The organism is Nostoc sp., from assembly GCF_036916985.1.
Taxonomy (GTDB): Bacteria; Cyanobacteriota; Cyanobacteriia; order Cyanobacteriales; family Nostocaceae; genus Nostoc.
The window spans coordinates 169,249-190,063 of sequence record NZ_JBALFD010000082.1 but is presented as its reverse complement, the minus strand read 5'-3'; the positions used below and the strand labels follow the sequence as shown (position 1 = coordinate 190,063).

Annotated in this window: 15 protein-coding genes; all 15 read left to right on the top strand. The window is 42.4% G+C overall.

Translation table 11 applies throughout. From position 1 onward, the window contains the following. The first annotated feature begins 418 nt into the window (after window positions 1–418). Window positions 419–2,275, top strand: a complete 1,857-nt coding sequence (locus tag V7L07_RS27265; protein ID WP_335062099.1) for an NAD(P)H-quinone oxidoreductase subunit F — start codon at window positions 419–421, stop codon at window positions 2,273–2,275. A gap of 123 nt (window positions 2,276–2,398) precedes the next feature. After that, the gene (locus tag V7L07_RS27260; protein WP_335062097.1) at window positions 2,399–3,904 is read left to right on the top strand and encodes an NADH-quinone oxidoreductase subunit M; all 1,506 of its coding nucleotides are present in this window, start codon (window positions 2,399–2,401) and stop codon (window positions 3,902–3,904) included. 119 nt (window positions 3,905–4,023) lie between these two features. Then, a complete protein-coding gene (locus V7L07_RS27255) occupies window positions 4,024–5,154 on the top strand; it encodes a CO2 hydration protein (RefSeq protein WP_335062096.1) in 1,131 nt (376 codons plus the stop codon). A gap of 632 nt (window positions 5,155–5,786) precedes the next feature. After that, window positions 5,787–7,532, top strand: a complete 1,746-nt coding sequence (gene kdpA / locus V7L07_RS27250) for a potassium-transporting ATPase subunit KdpA (protein ID WP_335062094.1) — start codon at window positions 5,787–5,789, stop codon at window positions 7,530–7,532. A gap of 155 nt (window positions 7,533–7,687) precedes the next feature. Further along, window positions 7,688–9,829, top strand: coding sequence for a potassium-transporting ATPase subunit KdpB (gene kdpB, locus V7L07_RS27245; protein ID WP_335062092.1), 2,142 nt, complete (start codon window positions 7,688–7,690; stop codon window positions 9,827–9,829). Between the two features lie 6 nt (window positions 9,830–9,835). Then, window positions 9,836–10,102 (top strand): potassium-transporting ATPase subunit F, encoded by a 267-nt coding sequence (locus tag V7L07_RS27240; RefSeq protein ID WP_335062090.1) that lies wholly within the window; start codon window positions 9,836–9,838, stop codon window positions 10,100–10,102. Then, window positions 10,102–10,740 (top strand): K(+)-transporting ATPase subunit C, encoded by a 639-nt coding sequence (gene kdpC / locus V7L07_RS27235; protein WP_335062088.1) that lies wholly within the window; start codon window positions 10,102–10,104, stop codon window positions 10,738–10,740. The genes V7L07_RS27240 and kdpC overlap by 1 nt, the downstream gene beginning before the upstream one ends. Window positions 10,741–11,085: 345 nt before the next feature. Then, complete coding sequence (locus V7L07_RS27230; protein ID WP_335062086.1) at window positions 11,086–11,451, top strand: TrkA C-terminal domain-containing protein; 366 nt, start codon at window positions 11,086–11,088, stop codon at window positions 11,449–11,451. Window positions 11,452–11,595: 144 nt separating this feature from the next. Continuing rightward, complete coding sequence (locus V7L07_RS27225) at window positions 11,596–11,994, top strand: hypothetical protein (RefSeq protein WP_335062084.1); 399 nt, start codon at window positions 11,596–11,598, stop codon at window positions 11,992–11,994. A 51-nt stretch (window positions 11,995–12,045) separates the two neighbouring features. Next, complete coding sequence (kdpA, locus tag V7L07_RS27220) at window positions 12,046–13,746, top strand: potassium-transporting ATPase subunit KdpA (RefSeq protein ID WP_335062233.1); 1,701 nt, start codon at window positions 12,046–12,048, stop codon at window positions 13,744–13,746. 123 nt (window positions 13,747–13,869) lie between these two features. Beyond that, a complete protein-coding gene (locus V7L07_RS27215) occupies window positions 13,870–14,421 on the top strand; it encodes a pentapeptide repeat-containing protein (protein WP_335062081.1) in 552 nt (183 codons plus the stop codon). After that, the gene (locus V7L07_RS27210) at window positions 14,421–14,675 is read left to right on the top strand and encodes a DUF7219 family protein (protein WP_335062079.1); all 255 of its coding nucleotides are present in this window, start codon (window positions 14,421–14,423) and stop codon (window positions 14,673–14,675) included. The genes V7L07_RS27215 and V7L07_RS27210 overlap by 1 nt, the downstream gene beginning before the upstream one ends. A 99-nt stretch (window positions 14,676–14,774) precedes the next feature. Further along, window positions 14,775–16,235: a hypothetical protein gene (locus V7L07_RS27205; RefSeq protein WP_335062076.1), complete on the top strand. Its 1,461-nt coding sequence runs from the start codon at window positions 14,775–14,777 to the stop codon at window positions 16,233–16,235. A 175-nt stretch (window positions 16,236–16,410) separates the two neighbouring features. After that, a complete protein-coding gene (gene pabB, locus V7L07_RS27200) occupies window positions 16,411–18,573 on the top strand; it encodes an aminodeoxychorismate synthase (RefSeq protein WP_335062074.1) in 2,163 nt (720 codons plus the stop codon). A 364-nt stretch (window positions 18,574–18,937) separates the two neighbouring features. Further along, on the top strand, window positions 18,938–20,671 hold the full coding sequence (locus V7L07_RS27195) for an iron uptake porin (protein WP_335062072.1): 1,734 nt from the start codon (window positions 18,938–18,940) through the stop codon (window positions 20,669–20,671). Window positions 20,672–20,815 lie beyond the last annotated feature (144 nt).

Here is a 20,815-nt window from a genome sequence, read left to right as displayed (position 1 = left end):
ATAATTTCTTTATTACATTTACAAAACGACATTCATAACCAAGGCTAATCCGATCTGTCGAGGGACAAACATCGGCTGTAACTTTTGCTGCATCTATCTTTTGTTAAAGATTGCTACATCTACAATGACTAGGTGAAAAATATATAACTTTTCCAAATATATTGTATAAAGTACTTTGCTGAAAGTAGAAATACAAATGTAAAAAGGTCAGTGATGTTAAGGCAAGTAAATGCTTTTGCTTATGTAAAGTTATATTTTACTTATGTTAAATAGGGTAAAGCTAGGTAAAAGTACTCGCTAGAATGTAGCGGAAACAATATTAAAAAAACATCGGTATTTTGGTAAATTAATTTTATTAAATAAATAATTGTTTTAGAGCTTTTTTTTAATCAAGGCTGATTCGTCAAGGAAAATTTAAATGGATCAATTTCTATTTTCAACAAGTTGGTTTGTGCCTTTTTATAGCTTATTAGGCGCAATTTTGACCTTGCCGTGGGGAATAGGAATAATTCAGCGAACAGGGCCAAGACCTGCGGCATACTTAAATTTGTTGACGACCGTTTTAGCTTTTATCCATAGCTTGTTTGTGTTTAAAAGTATCTGGTATAGAGAACCAGAAACTTTACTGGTGAATTGGTTCAAAGTTGCCGATTTAGACTTATCTTTTGCCTTAGAACTTTCACCCGTTAGTATTGGGGCAACAGTTTTAATTACAGGGTTAAGCTTACTGGCACAAGTTTACGCTCTGGGTTATATGGAAAAAGACTGGTCGTTGGCGCGTTTTTTTGCGCTGCTGGGATTTTTTGAAGCAGCGTTGAGTAGTCTAGCAATCAGTGATTCTTTGTTTCTCAGCTATGCCCTTTTGGAAGTCTTGACCCTTTCGACTTACTTGCTGGTGGGGTTCTGGTATGCTCAACCGTTAGTAGTGACGGCGGCGCGGGATGCGTTTTGGACTAAACGGGTGGGAGACTTGTTGCTACTAATGGCTGTGGTAACACTTTCTACCTTAGCCGGGAGTTTAAACTTTTCGGATTTATATGAATGGGCGCAAACAGCTAATTTAAGTCCAATGACATCGACGTTGCTGGGGTTGGCGTTAATTGCTGGGCCTGCTGGTAAATGTGCCCAATTTCCCCTGCACCTGTGGTTAGATGAGGCAATGGAAGGACCCAACCCCGCTTCGGTAATGCGAAACTCGTTGGTAGTAGCTGGTGGTGCTTATTTACTGTATAAATTTCAACCATTGTTAGCCCTGTCGCCAGTTGCCTTAAATGCCTTGGTAGTCATGGGTACGGTGACAGCGATTGGAGCCACATTAGTATCTATAGCTCAAATTGACATTAAGCGATCGCTATCTCATTCCACCAGTGCATACATGGGGTTAGTATTTTTGGCCGTAGGGTTGCAGCAAGGGGGTGTAGCCTTGATGTTGCTGTTAACTCATGCGATCGCCAAAGCATTATTATTTATGAGTTCTGGTTCAGTCATCTTGACTACCCAAAGCCAAGACTTGACAGAAATGGGCGGTTTGTGGTCACGGATGCCAGCCACCACCACTGCCTTTGTGGTCGGTTCAGCTGGGATGGTAACACTACTACCACTAGGAAGCTTCTGGGCAATGTTAGCATGGGCTGATGGTTTTGTCAGTATTAGCCCTTGGGTAATTGGGGTTTTAATATTAGTTAATGGTTTGACAGCATTAAACCTAACCAGAGTATTTAGATTAGTATTTTGGGGTAAACCGCAACAAAAAACCCGTCGCACCCCAGAAGTTGGTTGGCAGATGGCGCTACCAATGGTGATTCTGACAGTGCTGACTCTGCTTTTACCTCTGATGTTACAGCAATGGTACTTGCTACCCGATTGGGAAAGTATTAACTGGTATGTGGCGTTAGCATTATTTAGTTCTACCGTGGTGGGAGTAGGTGTAGGGTGTACAGTTCATCTGCACAAAGCTTGGTCACGATCCAGAATCTTGGCGTGGAGATTTGTGCAAGACTTGTTAGGTTATGATTTTTATATTGACCGAGTTTATCTTGTAACGGTGGTAAGCGCAGTTGCACTGCTATCTAAAATTTCTGCTTGGAGCGATCGCTACTTGGTTGATGGTTTTGTAAACTTGGTTGGGTTTGCAACAATTCTTGGCGGACAAACTTTAAAGTACAGCATTTCTGGGCAATCTCAGGGCTATATGTTGACCATCCTAGCAGTCGTTAGCGTCCTGGGTTTTTTCATCAGCTGGTCGTTGGGTTTACTAGATAAATTGCCTTTTTAAGAGTGCTGAGTGCTGAGTGCTGAGTGCTGAGTTAGGAGTTAGGAGTTAGGAGTTAAAAATTTATTATTCTTCCCCTGCTTCCCCTGCTCCCCTTGCTTCCCCTGCTTCCCTTACCTAAAGTCTATGCTTAGTGTTTTAATTCTAGTGCCGTTAATCGGTGCAGCTTTAATTGGTTTCTCGCCCTCTGGCATCAATGGAAAATTCGCCCGTGGGGTGGCTTTGGTCTTTGCCAGTATCGCTTTTTTGTGGACAATCATACTAGCAATTCAGTTTCATCCAGGGGAAATTACTCAACAGTTTGCTGAGTCTCTCCCTTGGATAGATGCTTTAGGGTTGAATTATAACCTTGGGATAGATGGTTTATCTTTGCCATTGCTGGTTTTGAATGGATTGTTAACTGCCATTGCCATCTACAGCAGCGATGAATCCCTACAGCGTCCGAAATTTTATTACTCTTTGATCCTATTATTAAGCGCTGGGGTGACAGGAGCCTTTCTGGCACAGGATTTACTGCTATTTTTCCTGTTTTACGAATTGGAACTAATTCCGCTGTATTTGTTGATAGCTATTTGGGGTGGCGCGAAACGGGGTTATGCTGCGACCAAATTTCTGATTTATACAGCCGTTTCGGGCATTCTGATTTTAGCAAGTTTCCTCGGCATGGTTTGGCTGAGTGGTTCCTCTAACTTTGCACTAGCAACCTTGAACGCAACAACTTTACCTCTAGCAACACAGCTTTTATTGCTAGCGGGAATTTTGATCGGTTTTGGGATTAAAATTCCCTTGGTTCCCTTTCATACTTGGTTGCCAGATGCTCACGTTGAAGCTTCCACACCGATTTCCGTACTGTTGGCTGGGGTGCTGTTGAAGTTGGGAACTTACGGCTTACTGCGGTTTGGCATGAACTTGTTACCAGAAGCTTGGGCTTATGTGGCTCCTTGGTTAGCCACTTGGGCGGTGGTAAGTGTGCTGTATGGTTCATCCTGCGCGATCGCTCAAACCGATATGAAAAAAATGGTAGCATACAGCTCCATTGGACACATGGGTTATGTGCTGTTAGCGGCGGCGGCGGCCACACCTTTAAGTGTGTTGGGTGCTGTAATGCAAATGATTAGCCACGGCTTGATTTCGGCAATGTTGTTTTTGCTAGTAGGGGTTGTGTATAAAAAAGCCGGAAGCCGTGATTTAGAGGTTATCCAAGGATTGCTCAACCCAGAACGGGGTATGCCAGTAATCGGTAGCTTGATGATTGTCGGAGTCATGGCCAGCGCTGGTATACCGGGAATGCTAGGGTTTATTTCTGAATTCGTAGTTTATCGAGGGAGTTTCCCAGTTTTCCCAGTGCAAACCTTGCTATGTATGCTTGGTACTGGTTTAACAGCGGTTTACTTCTTAATACTCGTCAACCGCGCCTTTTTCGGCCGCTTGTCTGCACAAGTTACCAACTTACCACGAGTGTATTGGAGCGATCGCATCCCAGCAGTAATTTTAGCGGCGCTGATTGTGATTTTTGGCATTCAACCTGCTTGGTTAGTGCGCTGGACTGAACCAACAATTACAGCAATGGTGAATAGCCAAAATGTAGTAGTAGCAGTGTCCTTGGATAAAGCAATGGGGAGTAGGGATTAGGGACTGGGGACTAGGGACTAGGGGAGATTTTTTTTAATACATAATACCCAATTCCCAGTACCCAATTCCCAGTACCAAATCCCCAGTACCCAATCCCTAAACTTTTCGGAGAGATGGTAATGGTAACTATTAAAAAGAAAGCAACTCACAATCCCTTAGCTGAGTATATTGAACGCCTGCAAAAAGGAGATGCATTACTTCCCGATAGTCCAGAAAATGTACTAGAAGTTGTTGGTATTCTTAAAAGTTATGGGGTAGTTTTAGATGCCTACTCAAAAAATCTTAACTATATTGCCGAGCATCAGTTTTTAGTATTTTTTCCATTTTTTAAATACTTTAATGGAGAGGTTTCTTTTCAAAAATTACTCCGTCACTGGTGGCATAACCGAATTAATTTTGAATATGCCGAGTATTGCATGAAAGCTATGATGTGGCACGGTGGCGGTGGACTAGATACGTATTTAGATACAACAGAATTTCAAGAAAGAGCGCAAGCCGTTATTGCCGCAAAATTTAAAAATAATCCCTTCATTCCGAGTATAAACCAACTGTTTCCAGATTTCTTGACTGAACACTTGCGTGTCTCTGCTTACTACACAGGTTTAGGTCAATTCTGGCGAGTCATGGCTGATATCTTCCTCAGCTTATCAGACCTCTACGATCAAGGCAAAATCAAATCGATTCCCCAAGTTGTAGAACACATTAAAGTTGGGTTAGTGGCAAATGCATCAAACCCAATTACCTACACCATCAAAATTCGGGGTGAAGTTTATGAAATCATTCCCAAAAGCGTTGGTTTGACTTTCTTAGCAGATACAGCCATCCCTTATGTAGAAGCAGTATTCTTCCGAGGAACTCCTTTCCACGGTACAGTTTCATACAACGCCCAAGGATATCAAATTCCCCCAGATCAAACTCTATTTCAATATGGCGCATTGTATGCCGATCCTTTGCCTATCGGCGGTGCAGGTATTCCTCCTACCTTGCTGATGCAGGATATGCGTCATTATCTTCCAGAGTATCTGCACGAAATTTATCGTCGTAGTCTCCGGGGTGAAGATGATTTGCGGGTACAAATTTGCATTAGTTTCCAAAAATCGATGTTTTGCGTGACGACAGCAACCATTTTGGGACTGATGCCTCATCCTTTGGATACTAAAAATTCAAATGAGCAAAAAGTTAATCGAGTTTATTTAGAGAAGTGGATGAGTCGGTTACAAACTTCACGGTTGCTAGATGTGAATAAATAACTGAAAAATTGTAGGTTGGGTGGAGGCTTTGCGTAACCCAACATCCTGACAAGTTTTTTGGATAGCTTCTGGAACATGAATATAGCAATCCTAAATGAGTTGTGAAAATCGAGAGAATAAGATACCCGACTTCTGAAAGAAGTCGGGTATCTTATTGTTAACGAATGATTTAGGACTGCTATATATCAGCAGTAAGCTTATTTATTAAATTTAACCAATCCTTAAAGAATCAGTTGACTTTTTCGCCAAATAACTGTTGATTTACTATCTGATTAGATTTCTATACTTGCAGATATATATTCAACTAAATAATCTATATACCTAGATATACAGGAGCGATCTGACTCATATATCTTAGTTTAAATATTAAGTTATACCTTGTTTTTTGACAAAAAAAGTTACATGATTGATATCAAAAGCACCTACTTAGATAGTGAGTAGTGCTTTAAAGATAGGAGAAATTTGCACGATTAACACTGATAGTGACTACTTATTCGGCAATTATTCAGATAAATTTGGCTCATTTTTTTAGCATTTAACATGCTAATATACTTCATTTATTTTTGTGAATCATGAAAGCAAAATATCTAATAACCATCTCAAATTTACTCATGTCGGAGTTGAACTAGCTCATGCTACAAGGATGGATTCAAATTGCATTAACGTTACTAATTATAGTAGCGATTACTCCCTTCTTTGGGAGATATATAGCGCGTGTATTCCTAGATCAAAGAACTTTTCTCGACGTGATTTTGAATCCGATTGAGCGAGTGCTTTACTCTTTGGTTGGCGTTCAAACCCAAGAAAATATGACGGGTTGGCAGTATGCACGAGCAATCCTGTACAGCAATGTAGTCATGGGGTTGCTGATTTTCTTTATCATCGCCAATCAGGGATGGCTACCGCTTAACCCAACCAAGATAGATGCCCCAACCTGGGACACCATTGTACATACAACTATTTCCTTTATTACTAACACCAACCAGCAACATTATTCTGGTGAAACCTACTTGAGCTACGGTAGTCAAATGTTGGGGCTAGGCTACCACATGTTCACCTCGGCGGCAACAGGTATCGCAGTCGCGATCGCCTTTATTCGAGGGTTGACGGGTAGACCTTTGGGTAACTTTTATGTAGACCTAATTCGCTCGATTACCCGAATTTTGCTGCCGATTAGTATTGTTGGTGGCATCATCTTTATTGCTCTTGGTGTGCCAGAAACCTTAGCTGGCCCAGCAGTATTTCCGACCTTAGAAGACCCTAATATTAGTCAGGCGATCGCTCTTGGCCCAGTTGCCCACTTTGAGATTATCAAACAGCTAGGCGAGAATGGCGGCGGCTTTTTTGCCATCAACTCGGCACACCCCTTTGAAAATCCCAACGGCTTTTCTAATTTAATTCAGATTGTGGCCATGCTTTCGGTTCCCACATCCCTGATTTATACCTATGGATTGTTTGCAAATAACACCAAACAAGCCTGGTTACTCTACGGAATGGTCGGTGTAATTTTTATCGGATTTCTGATTGTCACCGCCATTGGAGAATATAACGGCAATCCAGCTGTAAATACGCTTTTGGGCAGTCAGCAACCGAACCTAGAGGGGAAAGAAGTCCGCTTTGGTTGGGCAGAATCCGTGCTGTTTGCGGTAAGTACAACTGGTACTATGTGCGGCGCTGTCAACAGTTTCCACGACTCCTTCATGCCCGCAGGCGGTTTTATATTTCTCTCGAATATGTTCCTGCAAATCATGTGGGGTGGACAGGGTACTGGAACCGCTTACCTGTTTGCCTATAGCATCCTAGCAGTATTCGTCACAGGTCTGATGGTGGGACGCACCCCAGAATTTCTGGGACGCAAGATTGAAAAGCGTGAAGTCGTCCTGGCTAGCTTCCTGATTTTGCTAGTTCATCCCATCGCTATTTTGATTCCGGGGGGAATCGCCTTAGCTTTTCCTGACCAATTGGCAGGGATTAGCAATCCTGGCTTTCATGGCTTTTCTCAAGTTATCTATGAATATGCCTCAGCTGCGGCTAACAACGGTTCTGGGTTTGAAGGTTTAGGCGATTCACAACCCTCTCCCTTGGCGATCGCAACTGGCACGAAAACTACCGTAACCGCCCTTTGGTGGAACCTAAGCACCTGCTTCAGCCTCTTAGCCGGACGCTATGTACCAATCATCGGTCTACTGCTGCTAGCAGATAGTATGTCCCGCAAGCAAGCTGTTCCCTACACAACTGGTACATTGCGAACCGACACCGGACTATTTACAGGCGTCACCGCAGGCGTAATTTTAATCTTGGGCGCACTCACATTCTTCCCAGTGCTGGCATTGGGGCCCATCGGTGAAGCCTTTTTTATCGCCAAAGGTATCGGGTAGAGAATGGGGGATGAGGGAGATGAAAAAGCAAGGGAGCAGGGAGCTAGGGAGAAGAATTTTCCCCCAGCAAGAGCAGCACCCCGCCCCTCTGCCTCTTCTCCATCCCCAATGCCCAATGCCCCATGCCCAATCCCCAATTCCCTAAAATTTAATCTATGCCAACTACTACTGATTCTCCTTCATCCCGGATTCCATCTGGAACTCGTGACTCGCGCAAGCATACTCCCAAAGCTGATTTGAAGGGACTTTACCAGAGAGCAATTCGAGAGTCATTTATCAAGCTCGATCCTCGAATTACTGTCAGAAACCCAGTTATGTTTGTTGTTTGGGTAGGGACAATTGTCACCTTGCTTGTCACCCTTAACCCAAATCTATTTGGCACAATTCAGGCAGATATCAACCAACAACGCTTGTTAAATGGGTTGATTACCTTCATTCTCTTTTTCACACTCGTTTTTGCAAACTTTGCCGAAGCCGTCGCGGAAGGACGCGGTAAAGCACAGGCTGATTCACTGCGAACGACGCGATCGGATACGATCGCTAATAAAATCCTCCCTGATGGTTCCATAGTAAAAGTCAGTTCTACGGAACTGCGACGGGGCGATATAGTTCAGGTGGTGGCAAATAACATGATTCCCGCCGATGGGGATGTTATTAAAGGCATTGGTTCAGTGGATGAGTCGGCCATTACTGGGGAATCTGCCCCTGTATTAAAGCAACCAGGTACAGATATTGCCAGTTCGGTGACAGGAGGTACACGCTTACTTTCCGACGAGTTGACGATTCGCATTAGTGCTGATCCTGGTCAAGGCTTTATCGATCGCATGATTGCCCTGGTGGAAGGGGCACAACGCACCAAGACACCCAACGAAATTGCCTTGACGGTATTGCTAGCAGTACTAACACAGGTGTTCTTGATTGTAGTGTCAACCATTCCCCCCTACGTGGGCTACATTGCCACCTTTATCACCACAGCCTTTGGCCCTGAGGCGGGAAACAGTTTGCGTACAGGTGCTAGCGTTGCGATTCTCATCTCACTACTGGTAGCTTTGATTCCCACAACTATTGGTGGTTTGCTCAGTGCGATCGGTATTGCAGGGATGGACAGAGTTGCCCAATTTAATGTCATTGCGACCTCTGGTAGAGCAGTAGAAGCCTGCGGTGACATCAATACCTTGGTGCTAGATAAGACAGGCACTATCACACTGGGTAATCGGATGGCCGACGAGTTTATTCCCTTGAATAACCACTCACTAATAGACGTGGCGCGAGTCTCCCTAGCTGCTAGCTTGTTTGATGAAACGCCAGAAGGCAAGTCAATTGTGATACTAGCAGAAAAGTCCCAGGCTGGGGTAGATTTCAATATCGACAAAGCCGAAGGTGTGGAATTTTCTGCAAAAACTCGGATGAGTGGCACGAATTTACCTGATGGTAAACAAATTCGCAAAGGGGCGGTAGATGCCATTAAAGGGTTTGTCCGTTCTCGTGGCGGCCAGGTTCCTGATGATATAGATGCAGCTTATGAGCGAGTTTCTCGGTTAGGAGGTACACCCTTAGCTGTCTGCCAAAATGACGATATTTATGGGGTTATTTACCTCAAAGATATTGTCAAACCTGGACTGCGGGAACGGTTTGACCAACTCCGGCGCATGGGTGTTCGCACCGTTATGCTGACAGGTGACAACCGAATTACGGCTTCGGTAATTGCGGAGGAAGCTGGGGTGGATGATTTCATTGCCGAAGCAACTCCAGAAGACAAAATTGAGGTGATTCGCTCGGAACAATCTCAGGGTAAGCTAGTAGCAATGACTGGAGATGGTACGAACGATGCACCTGCCCTCGCTCAAGCAAACGTGGGTGTGGCAATGAACTCTGGGACGCAAGCTGCTAAAGAAGCCGCTAACATGGTGGACTTAGACTCTGACCCCACAAAGTTAATTGACTTAGTAACCATAGGTAAACAGTTGCTAATTACTCGTGGCGCATTGACAACATTTTCCATCGCTAACGACATTGCCAAGTATTTTGCCATCATTCCCACGATCTTTGCTGCGGCTGGCATCGGCGCACTGAATATTATGGGATTAAAGAGTGCCCAATCTGCGATCATCTCGGCGCTGATTTACAATGCCCTGATTATTCCGGCATTAATCCCGCTAGCACTCAAAGGCGTGAAGTTCTTACCTTTAACAGCAGATCAACTGCTACGTCGCAACATCTTGATCTATGGCCTTGGCGGCATCATTGCTCCCTTCATTGCCATCAAACTGATAGATATTATCCTACCTTTGTCTTAATTTACTATGAAACCTGTTCATCTCCGCCGCGCGATTGCTGCCCAAGTATTAGAAGAAATAACTGAAATCTGGTATCAATGGCGTAGACAAAAGCTACCACTGTATTTGTTCCTGGCGATGTGTTTCAACCTAGTGGTTGCACCTCTAGTCTATGCCGCTACTGGTGAAGAACTTTCCCGCAGTCAATCTTGGGGATTGGGATTGTTAGGACTGACGACGCTAGGACTTTCCATCTATTTATTCTTTGTAATGTTTGTACCGGAGAAATTCTAATGAGTTTTGCACGCGAAGCTAGTAGAGCTATTCGTTCTACCTTGGTACTCTGGGTAATTGGAGCAATTATTTATCCTTTTGCGATGATTGCCATTGGGCAGATTGTATTTCCGTTTCAAGCAAATGGTAGTCTACTGAAAAATAGCGCTGGTCAAGTTGTCGGTTCTGCCTTAATTGGTCAACCTTTTACTAGCGATCGCTATTTTAACAGCCGTCCCAGCACCACGAGCTACAGCACAGCCGATCCCAAAAAGGATGATGGGGGAGTTTTGAAAACCGGGGTTTCCGGTGCTAGTAACTTGGCTCCCAGTAATCCCGCATTACTGGAACGCATCAAAGGTAAAGATGACCCCGACCCCACCAAAAAAATTGAAGGTGACTTGACTCGTCTGAAAAAAGCAGGTATGCAACCCACTGGCGATTTAGTCTACACCTCTGCTTCCAGCCTTGACCCCCACATTACCCCGGAAGCTGCCGCAGCGCAAATTGCACGAGTAGCCAAAACGCGGGGAGTTCAAGCAAACCAACTCGAAACTTTAATTTCCCAAAATACCGATGGTCGCTTTCTCGGCATTTTTGGCGAACCAGGGGTTAATGTTTTAAAGCTGAATTTAGCTCTCGATCAGATCAAGAAATAAACGCAGATTACTTACAGCTATTTTCAGTTAAATAGACCACACGGTAGGGGCACAGCATTGCTGTGCCCCTACGACTGTTTTACATCTAGCAGTCCACCACATCAACATTCCAGGGTAAAATCCTTCTCTCTTCCTCTGTGTTCTCTGCGCCTCTGCGGTTCGTTATTTAACTAAAACCTCTTACTCTATATCATAACTATATCTCTAAATATATACCTAATTAACTAATCAATAAACATAGAGATATTCGCTTAATACATTTTATATATCTTTAAAATATATCTACAGAAAAACATATTTTTCTTTAAAATATTGGACAATATTATTAGAGTTAAAAAATGTTTTGTGCTAGAAAACAAAAAGGTTTTAGATCCAAGCTTGCTTGGTGTTTTTATCGAAGATAATAGCGTCTACTGCGGTCTTCATTTAGCTGAAATCCAGTTACCTGAACGATGCGTTTTTGTAGGGATTTTAAGAGATACTCAAGTAATCTCAGCAACAGATAATCCGACTATTTTTGCTGGAGACTACGTTTTAGCAATAGCAACCCATCCGATGATGGTTCCCGCTCTCAAAGTCACTCTCAAGAAAATTCATTCTGTTTACTATTCCCTCAACTATTGCTTACTGGAAGCTCGACCAGCAGACAGGCAATCTGTTAATTCAGATGACTCAGATTTAACAACTAATTTGAATTCCACATATTATTAGACAGATGAACATTCACATCGGCAAACTTCCTCCAAAATCTGGGATGGAAACTAAGCAAGGTAGTAGTTTCTCACGAGTTTCTGAAGATGTTTAATTTAGATGACCTTTACTAAATCTGAGTTCGACTGACTAAAGGTTTTTAATATGCCTACTTCAGAGTTTTTCCGATTTTATGTATCCACCCAACAAAGTGTTCATCACTCAACTCTAGTTGAAGCAAACCTGGCGAAGCTAACACATAATGACACAAAACCACAAGACGGAGATATCCCCTTTGTCGCAGTATTTTTGGCTCACATTTCCTTCATGATTGTTTGGGCAATGGTCGTTTATCTCGTTTCATCTGTCTGCAAAGCACTAGAAGATCCCCCAGAAAATGCAGCACAAGATAAAGACGAAATAGTAAGCATCAAATATTTACAGCAACATCCCTGTGAAAGGTGTCAATTTTTTAACAACAACCGTTATCTAAAGTGTGCAGTACAGCCTGCCATTGCTCTAACTATACAAGCACTCAATTGCTCTGACTACTGTCATAAATAGGTGAGTTTCTCGCTACACTATAGCGATCGCTTGATGTCACGCTTCCCAATTATGCTCCAAGGTTTTGTGCAAATCTTCCTCACCCTGTTCCTAGTTGTCGTGTCAGTACCAATGGTCGGACACTACCTAGCTGAAGTCTTTTTGATGGAAAGAACTTGGCTCGATGCAGTGATGAACCCATTGGAGAGCTTAATTTATCTCCTTATGGGTATTGAACCACAAGAGAGCATGACTGGAAAAACTTATGCGATCGCTGTTCTACTCAGTAATACAGCAATGGCAGTTTTGGCGCTACTACTGCTGATGTTCCAAAGCTTACTACCGTTGAATCCTACCAATTTAGGGATGCCCACTTGGGACACAGCATTACACACCACCATTTCATTCTTAGTTGCTGCCGATTTGCAACACTATGTGCCAGAAAGCACAATGTCTTACCTGAGCCAGATCACAGCCTTGGGTTTCTTAATGTTTGTTGCGCCAGCCACCGGATTAGCGGTAGGAATTGCCTTCATTCGCGGCTTAACAGGTAGACTATTGGGCAACTTTTACGTAGATTTGACTCGCTCGATAACGCGAGTCCTGCTACCCATCGCTATTGTCAGTACAGTGTTGTTGATGTTGGGCGGTGTGCCCGAAACCCTGGGCGGCCCTGTAAATATTACCACCTTAGAAGGAGCAACTCAGGCGATCGCTCGTGGCCCTATTGCCCACTTTGAAAGCATCAAAATGCTGGGTGAGAACGGTGGAGCCTTCTTTGGTGGCAACTCGGCTCATCCTTTTGAAAATCCCAATGGCGGTACAAATTTGGTGCAAGTGGTAGCAATGTTACTGGTTCCTACAGCATTACTTCATACCTACGGCATCTTTATCGGGAACTTAAAACAGAGTCGCCGACTATTGTGGATGGTGTTCGCCATTTTTGTAATCTTAATTGGTGTAACTGCGATCGGTGAATATCAGGGCAATCCCGCCGTCAATGCCCTGCTAGGTAGTCAGCAGACCAATTTGGAAGGTAAAGAAGTCCGGTTGGGCTGGGCGGAAACGGCGTTATTTGCCATCACTACAACAGCAACCATGACTGGTTCTGCTAACGCTGCCTTCGACTCGCTGATGCCCTCTGGTGGATTTTGTGCTTTGCTCAACCTGTTTTTGCAAGTGATTTGGGGAGCGATGGGCACTGGGGCTGCTTCTTTGGTGGTGTATATGTTTTTGGCAGTGTTCCTGACTGGCTTAATCGTAGGACGAACCCCAGAGTTTTTGGGGCGAAAAATCGAAAAACGGGAAATTACCCTCGCCAGCGTAATTATTCTGATCCACCCGCTATTAATTTTACTCCCTAGTGCCATTACCCTAGCTTTTCCTGAGCAACTTGCAGGTATGAGCAATCCTGGCTTTCATGGTTTTACCCAGGTGATTTATGAGTATGCATCGGCAGCTGCGGGCAACGGTTCCGGCTTTGAAGGTTTAGCAGACACCCAACCCGCCCCGACTGCCTTGTGGTGGAATCTGACAACAGCATTTACCCTCTGGATGGGACGGTTTATTCCGATTATTGCTTTATTACTGCTAGCAGATAGCCTATCGTGCAAACAACTTATACCTACCTCAATTGCCACCCTAAATACAGATACCAGACTATTTACGAGCGTGACTGCCGCCACCATTTTGATTCTGGGAGCATTGACATTTTTTCCTGTTTTGGTTCTAGGGCCTGTTGCTGAAGCCTTCCAAATTGCCATAGGAAGATAATACCATTTTGAATTTTAGATTTTAGATTTTGGATTGGGAATTGCTTTCTATGTATGGGTTTTGTGAAACCATCTGTCACAATCATTTTTCAAATTCCTCATTTTTAAACTTGGGTTTTTGTTTATGAATCCCCTTTTTCGACTGCTGATTCCGATACCATTTGTCCTGACTCCCTCGTTGGTTAGCCAAGGTAATAATTTGCTTCGACAGCATGGAATTCAACAGCTTCAAGAAACAAGAAAATGTTTCAGTTGTAATTTATCGGCAGTGAACTTTTCGGGAGCAAATTTAGAACGAGCTGACTTGCGATCGGCAAATCTTCAGGGAGCTAACCTCAAAAATGCTAATCTCCGGTATGCAAATTTAGAGTGGGCAGATATTCGGGAAGCAAATCTCCAAGGAGCCGATTTAACTGGAGCTATTCTTAAGAATACATTGCTAACTAATGCTGATTTACAAAAGGCAAATTTGTCAGCATCAAACTTAGAAGGAACTGATTTTAGGAATGCCAATCTTAGTTATGCAAATCTTATAAAAGCTTCAAGAAATAATGATATCCAAGGGCGTAATTCTGTCAATCTCTGCGAAACAGTATTACCAAATGGTATTAAATCAGATCGTTGTAATCAGCCCCAAATAAATAAAAATTTTAGCTTTTCATCAGGAGTAAATTAATGTTAAAACCAAATCATGAAGATAAAAATAGCTTTCTCTATCCTCGCGATCGCTACCACGGTAAATTTCAGCCAAATAACTTAGTCTTTAATGCCAACCTCCAAGAATTTTCTCAAAGAGTTAGTTATATCACTAGCTTAGAAACTGGTGGCAAACTATCTCCAGAAGAAGCCTTCAGTCAAATTGAGGCACTATGGAAAAGGTTGGAGGATAGTAAAAATAAGCTGGGAATTGGTAGCGATTTATCGGTTTAATTTAGTTAACTAATTCTGGATGCAGTAAGTAGTTAACTGAGAGCCTTGAAATAGAGTTTGAATTTCTAAAATTTTACTTGAGAAACCTGAACAAATTTTATGAAACAGAAAGAAACGGTATTTGTTATCCCGACTCATCGACTGAGAGATGTAGCACAGACCATAGAAAAGTATGATGAGAATTTCTGGGCAAATGGTCATGCTGTAAAAATTATCGTCTTTGATGATTCCAGCATTGCCAACCATGAGAAATATTATCCGCTTTTAGAGCAGACTAAGACAGTCAATGATGTGTTTTATGTCGGGCCTCAACAGAAAGAGCAATTTATTACATTTTTAAACGAAAGACTGCGCGATCGCAAGCTAGAATCACTAGTCAAAAACCTATTCCGACCTAGTTATGGAGGAAATCGTAACTTCACGTTAATGTACACACTTGGACATTTAATGGTTAGTGCAGATGACGATATGCGACCGGATGCCTTAATTGAAACTAGCCCAGAATCTTTATCAGGTGATGAAATATGTCGAGGGAAATTAATCAAGTCCAACCAACAAGGCGGCTACATCCATAAATCTTTTGACTTACTCACAGCTTTTGGTGATGTTCTCGGTCAAAAAGCTAGTCATGTACCAGAAAACTTCGAGGCTGGAGAATTGGTTCTTGATACAGCAATGGATTTAGAAACTAACACAACCAAAGGTTACTTTCGAGAGAACAGCCTCTTATTACAACCAGGGAGAGTGTTAAATAATGCCATCGTCAAGATTGCCCAGACTTTTCGCACAGGAACTAATGATATCGATACACTTGATTTTATTCACATGTATCTCAATGATGAGAACCAAATTAGTCCAAATGACCTAAATGATTTTTATATTCTTACTAATTTTCGACCTGTTATTACTAACAAAAACTGGAGAATGGATTGTGGAGTCGCTGGATATGACAATCAGCTAGGTTTACCACCATTTTTTCCAACTCGACTCAGATTTGAAGATTATATCTATAGAATTTGGATACAGCAAGAGGGCATCGTGGCTGCACACGTTGATGCTGTCCAAAACCATATTAGAAATAACTATATGCGTAATCCTCTCGCTAGTGAACTCTTTAACGAGGAAATATGTAGCCTCCTCAAAAGGAAAATTAAAAGTAGTGTTTATCATCTTGATGATCTGGGAATCAAGTTTGATTACTCTGGCGAGGTGACTTTACAAGATTCTGAGGAAATTCTGGAAAAAATCGCTGCTATCCACAGACAGGTAATCAAAGCCTCAATGTCTGCCCAAAATGAAGAACGTAAGCTATCACTTCAATTATTTGCTGAGAATTTATCGAGAGTATTTTATGGATTTGAACCAGACTTTTTTCAGCAAAATGTTTCCAGAATTATTGATGATGTCATTAGCCAATTTCACGGTTCTCTAGAAATATGGCCAACTCTAGTGGAAATCTGTTACTTTTACAAAGACAAAAAAGACTTACCACAAATCAGGGTTAAAAACAAGAAGGTAAAATCTAGAAATGGCACAAAATCTAGCGAAATTCTCGTATAAATGTGACCTTTGGCAAACAAGCCAGCATTCATCCAGGAAAATGTTCTGAAACCCTTTCTTTTTGAAGATGTGCCTATAGAACTTAATCCACATCCCCGACCTCTTGAAGAAGTTGGGGATCTAATTTTTCACGAATGATTTAGGATTGCTATATGTGCTAGCTAATTGACTATGTATGCAAACGTTAATTGTTGATAACTATGACTCTTATACCTTTAATCTTTACCAGATGATTGCCGAAGTAAATGGGGAAGTACCTATAGTAATCTATAACGATCAACTTAACTGGGATGAATTGAAAAAAATTGCATTTGACAACATTGTGATTTCACCTGGTCCCGGTCGTCCAGAAAGATCAGAAGATTTTGGAGTCTGTCGGCAAATAATTGAGAATGTAGATGTGCCCTTGCTAGGAGTTTGTCTAGGGCATCAAGGACTTGGCTACCTACATGGTGCAAAAGTGATTCACGCACCGGAAGTTAGACACGGTAGACTCAGTAAAATTTATCATAATAATTCAAAATTATTTCAAGGCATTCCTAATCAGTTTTCTGTGGTGCGTTATCACTCGTTGTTAGTCGCTGATGAACTACCTGAGTGTCTAGAAAAAATTGCTTGGACTGAAGAAGGATTGGTGATGGCATTGCGTCATCAGCATTTACCTTTTTGGGGTGTGCAGTTTCACCCAGAGTCTATTTGTACAGAATATGGGCAAAGATTACTAGAAAACTTTCGAGATATGACGCTGCAATTTCCAAAAAAATCGTCAAGAAGTCCAGAAAAACAGTATTGGATTGGATATGAATCTGTTACTCCTGGTATGAATCAACCCTGCCAAAAACAAGAAGAAAAATTTGAATTGTATACGCGCAAGTTAGATATTTGCCCAAATACAGAACAAATATTTGTACATTTGTTTGAGAATGCACCAAACGCGTTTTGGCTAGATAGCAGCCGTGTAGAACCCGATCTATCTCGCTTCTCGTTTATGGGTGATGGAAGTGGGATAAACAGTTTATTGGTGCGATATCATACCCAAACGCAAGAAATCATCATCACCCAGTCAGATACCGTGACTCGTTGCAACGAAAGTATTTTTGAGTATTTGAAGCGAGAAATAGACTGCCGATTTTGTCAATCTGATGAGTTACCTTTTGATTTTAACTGTGGATTTATTGGCTATTTTGGCTATGAACTGAAAGCTGAATGTGGATCTTCATTGGTGCATTCTTCACCATTACCCGATGCAATTTTCTTACTTGCCGATCGCATGATTGCTATCGACCATCAAGAACAGTGTATTTATTTGCTGCAATTAATTAAAAAAGGACAAACACAACAGGTAGAAACTTGGTTTAATACTATCCAACAACAACTCAAAACTTTAAAACCTCTTTCTTCCCTTATACCCCAAGAAAATTGTCAGCCAGTTAAGTTCCGTTTGAGTCGCAGTTATCAAAATTATATCCAAGATATTCGCCAATGCTTGGACGAAATTCACGAAGGGGAAACCTATCAAGTTTGCCTGACTAATCAGCTTTACACCGATGCAACCCCCGATCCATTGGCGTTCTATCGGACATTACGTAAAATCAATCCGGCTCCTTATTCTGCATTTTTGCGCTTTGGTGAAATAGCGATCGCCTGTTCATCTCCAGAACGGTTTCTACACATCGATCGCCAAGGCTGGGTAGAAACTAAGCCCATCAAGGGAACCCTACCACGAGGAGAAACCCCCGAAGCCGATTTTATCCTCCGTGAGAAGCTACGCAACAGCGAAAAAGACCAGGCTGAAAATCTGATGATTGTGGATTTGTTACGCAATGATTTGGGGCGAGTCTGTGAAATTGGTAGCATCCACGTACCAAAATTAATGGATGTGGAAACATACCCAACAGTACATCAATTGGTGACAACGGTACGCGGGCGGTTACGTTCAGATTTACAAGCGGTGGATTGCATACAGGCTGCATTTCCCGGAGGATCGATGACTGGTGCGCCCAAAATCCGCACTATGCAAATTATCGATCGCTTAGAACAAGAGGCGCGAGGAGTGTATTCAGGTGCGATCGGCTTTTTGGGCTTAAATGGTTCAGCCGATTTGAATATTGTGATTCGGACTGCTATTTTGACTCCCGACCAAACCTCCATTGGTATCGGTGGCGGAATTATAGCCCTTTCTGAGCCGGAAATGGAGTTTCAGGAAACGTTGCTAAAAGCCAAAGCTTTAATCGACGCTATGGTTCTGACAATGTATAGAACCTCTGAGTCAGAGAAATATTACATTTTGGGATTAGAAACAACAATCGCTGATGTTTATGAAAAATTAACTGCTTGAGAAAATAAGAATTCAGGAGTCAGAATAGTTAAAGAATAAGAAGAATATTTGATGAATCAATATAGTAATTATTCTATATTTCTTATAAATTCTGACTCCTGGGTAGTGTTTATCATAAATTCTTGTTTTTAACAAGAAGCTAAAGTCTATAAATTGCACAAAATCGAGCAAAAATCTCGGATAAATACGACCTGAGATAAACAAGCCATTTGCAATACTTTACGATTCTTCATCAGAGAAAATTTTATTAGATATAGCTGAGGTAACAGCAATCTGATAAGATTTCAAACAAGTAGAATAATCGCTTATTCTCTTTTTCTTGAACCAACTGATTTCGGTTATTTTTGGGAAAGGAAAATACAAAATGTCTGATCTATTGTGGAAAACTCTGGTACTAAGTCCAGTAGTTTTGGGAGTAACGGTATTGGTTTCCGCTAGAGCTATGGCTACTTCAGTAGCAAGTTCTTCTGAAGATACAAAGGCAAAAGCTGCTCAAACAGAAGCACCAATAGCTTCTGCTGCTTCAATATTTATTCAAACAGAGCAACCAAAAGTTAATCAGCAGTTGTTTGCCCAAAAGACTGATGATAATAGGGTTTTAGAAGAGGTTAATCGCTACAGCACCGAAGGCAAGAACCAGAATTCACTGTCTCAAGTTACATCAGTTTCTCAGTTTTCTGATGTACAGCCGACTGACTGGGCATTCCAAGCTTTACAATCTTTAGTTGAACGCTACGGTTGTATAGCAGGATACCCAAACTCTACTTATCGTGGCAATCGGGCACTGACTCGTTATGAGTTTGCCGCAGGTTTGAATGCTTGTTTAGATCGGGTTAATGAACTGATTGCCACAGCAACCGCTGACTTGGTGACAAAACAGGATTTGGCTACTCTCCAGCGTTTACAAGAGGAATTCTCAGCAGAATTAGCAACTCTGCGTGGTCGAGTAGATTCTCTAGAAACACGGACTGCTGAACTGGAAGCACATCAATTTTCCACTACAACCAAGCTGGTGGGTGAAGCCATTTTTGCTGTCACCGACAACTTTGGCAACAACGACAACAACAATACTGTTTTCCAAGACAGGGTGCGTTTAGACTTGCAAACCAGCTTCACAGGTAAAGATACTTTGCATACTAGGCTTGCAGCTGGTAATGCAGTTGGATTGGCTTTACCCGGTGGCACATTTGAAGGAACTCAAACCTTTAACCTGTCACCTTCTATCAACAATGGTGTTTTTATCGACTGGTTGTCTTATTACTTCCCCCTTGGCAACTCCCAAGTTTACATAGCTGCTACTGGAGGTATTCAGAGCGATTACGTTCCTACCGTCAACCCATACTTTGAAGATTTTGATGGCGGTAACGGTGCTTTGTCTACCTTTGCCTCCGAAAGCCCAATCTATCGGATTGGCGGCGGTGCTGGTATCGGCGTTAACTTAGCCTTTGGTAAAGGTGGCGGTGGCTTCCAACCTTCATTAACCTTGGGTTACTTGGGATCTCAAGCGAATAACCCTGGTATAAATACGGGTTTATTCGATGGTAACTATGCTGCTTTAGGACAGTTGAACTTAAAAATAGGCGATCGCATTACCTTAGCTGCAACCTACGTCCACGGTTATCATAATGGAGGTACTGTTTTATTCGATGCAGGCTCCGCGAGTACAACTACTGGTGTAGTCGGGACTGCACAAGCCAACTTTGTCGGTGGCGGCAATCCATATTCGAGTAATTCCTACGGCTTTGAGGCTGCTTTCAAACCTAGTGACAAACTATCTATTAGTGGCTTTATAGTTTACAACGACATCACAGGCTTTGGTGCTAATGATGATAGTCAAGTTTGGAGTTATGGAGCTGGGGTTGCTTTGCCAGACTTCGGTAAGAAGGGCAACGTTTTAGGAATTTTCGCAGGTGTTGAACCTTATGTTGGAGGTAACGGTGGTGATAAGCCATACCACTTTGAAGGTTTCTATAAGTATCGCGTAACCGACAACATTTCTATTACTCCTGGGATCATCTGGTTAACCAATCCTGGTCAAGTTGTCAACAACAACGATGATGCAATCATTGGTACGCTAAGAACTACCTTCACCTTCTAAAGGTTTACAGCAATTTAAGTGGGCGTAAATATTTGTCGTTGAGATAAGGCAGGAGGCAGGGGGCAGGAGGGAAGAGGGTTAGTGATGTTCAGATCCCCGACTTCTTGAAGAAGTCGGGGATCTAGCAGCCCCACAAAATTAATG

Excerpts from the sequence above, each read along its gene's own strand:
- V7L07_RS27260 (WP_335062097.1), top strand. The coding sequence starts at position 2,399 with ATGCTTAGTGTTTTAATTCTAGTGCCGTTAATCGGTGCAGCTTTAATT.
- V7L07_RS27215 (WP_335062081.1), top strand. The coding sequence starts at position 13,870 with ATGAATCCCCTTTTTCGACTGCTGATTCCGATACCATTTGTCCTGACT.
- kdpB (WP_335062092.1), top strand. The coding sequence starts at position 7,688 with ATGCCAACTACTACTGATTCTCCTTCATCCCGGATTCCATCTGGAACT.
- kdpC (WP_335062088.1), top strand. The coding sequence starts at position 10,102 with ATGAGTTTTGCACGCGAAGCTAGTAGAGCTATTCGTTCTACCTTGGTA.
- V7L07_RS27265 (WP_335062099.1), top strand. The coding sequence starts at position 419 with ATGGATCAATTTCTATTTTCAACAAGTTGGTTTGTGCCTTTTTATAGC.
- V7L07_RS27210 (WP_335062079.1), top strand. The coding sequence starts at position 14,421 with ATGTTAAAACCAAATCATGAAGATAAAAATAGCTTTCTCTATCCTCGC.
- V7L07_RS27195 (WP_335062072.1), top strand. The coding sequence starts at position 18,938 with ATGTCTGATCTATTGTGGAAAACTCTGGTACTAAGTCCAGTAGTTTTG.
- pabB (WP_335062074.1), top strand. The coding sequence starts at position 16,411 with ATGCAAACGTTAATTGTTGATAACTATGACTCTTATACCTTTAATCTT.
- V7L07_RS27240 (WP_335062090.1), top strand. The coding sequence starts at position 9,836 with ATGAAACCTGTTCATCTCCGCCGCGCGATTGCTGCCCAAGTATTAGAA.
- V7L07_RS27255 (WP_335062096.1), top strand. The coding sequence starts at position 4,024 with ATGGTAACTATTAAAAAGAAAGCAACTCACAATCCCTTAGCTGAGTAT.
- kdpA (WP_335062233.1), top strand. The coding sequence starts at position 12,046 with ATGCTCCAAGGTTTTGTGCAAATCTTCCTCACCCTGTTCCTAGTTGTC.
- kdpA (WP_335062094.1), top strand. The coding sequence starts at position 5,787 with ATGCTACAAGGATGGATTCAAATTGCATTAACGTTACTAATTATAGTA.
- V7L07_RS27205 (WP_335062076.1), top strand. The coding sequence starts at position 14,775 with ATGAAACAGAAAGAAACGGTATTTGTTATCCCGACTCATCGACTGAGA.
- V7L07_RS27225 (WP_335062084.1), top strand. The coding sequence starts at position 11,596 with ATGCCTACTTCAGAGTTTTTCCGATTTTATGTATCCACCCAACAAAGT.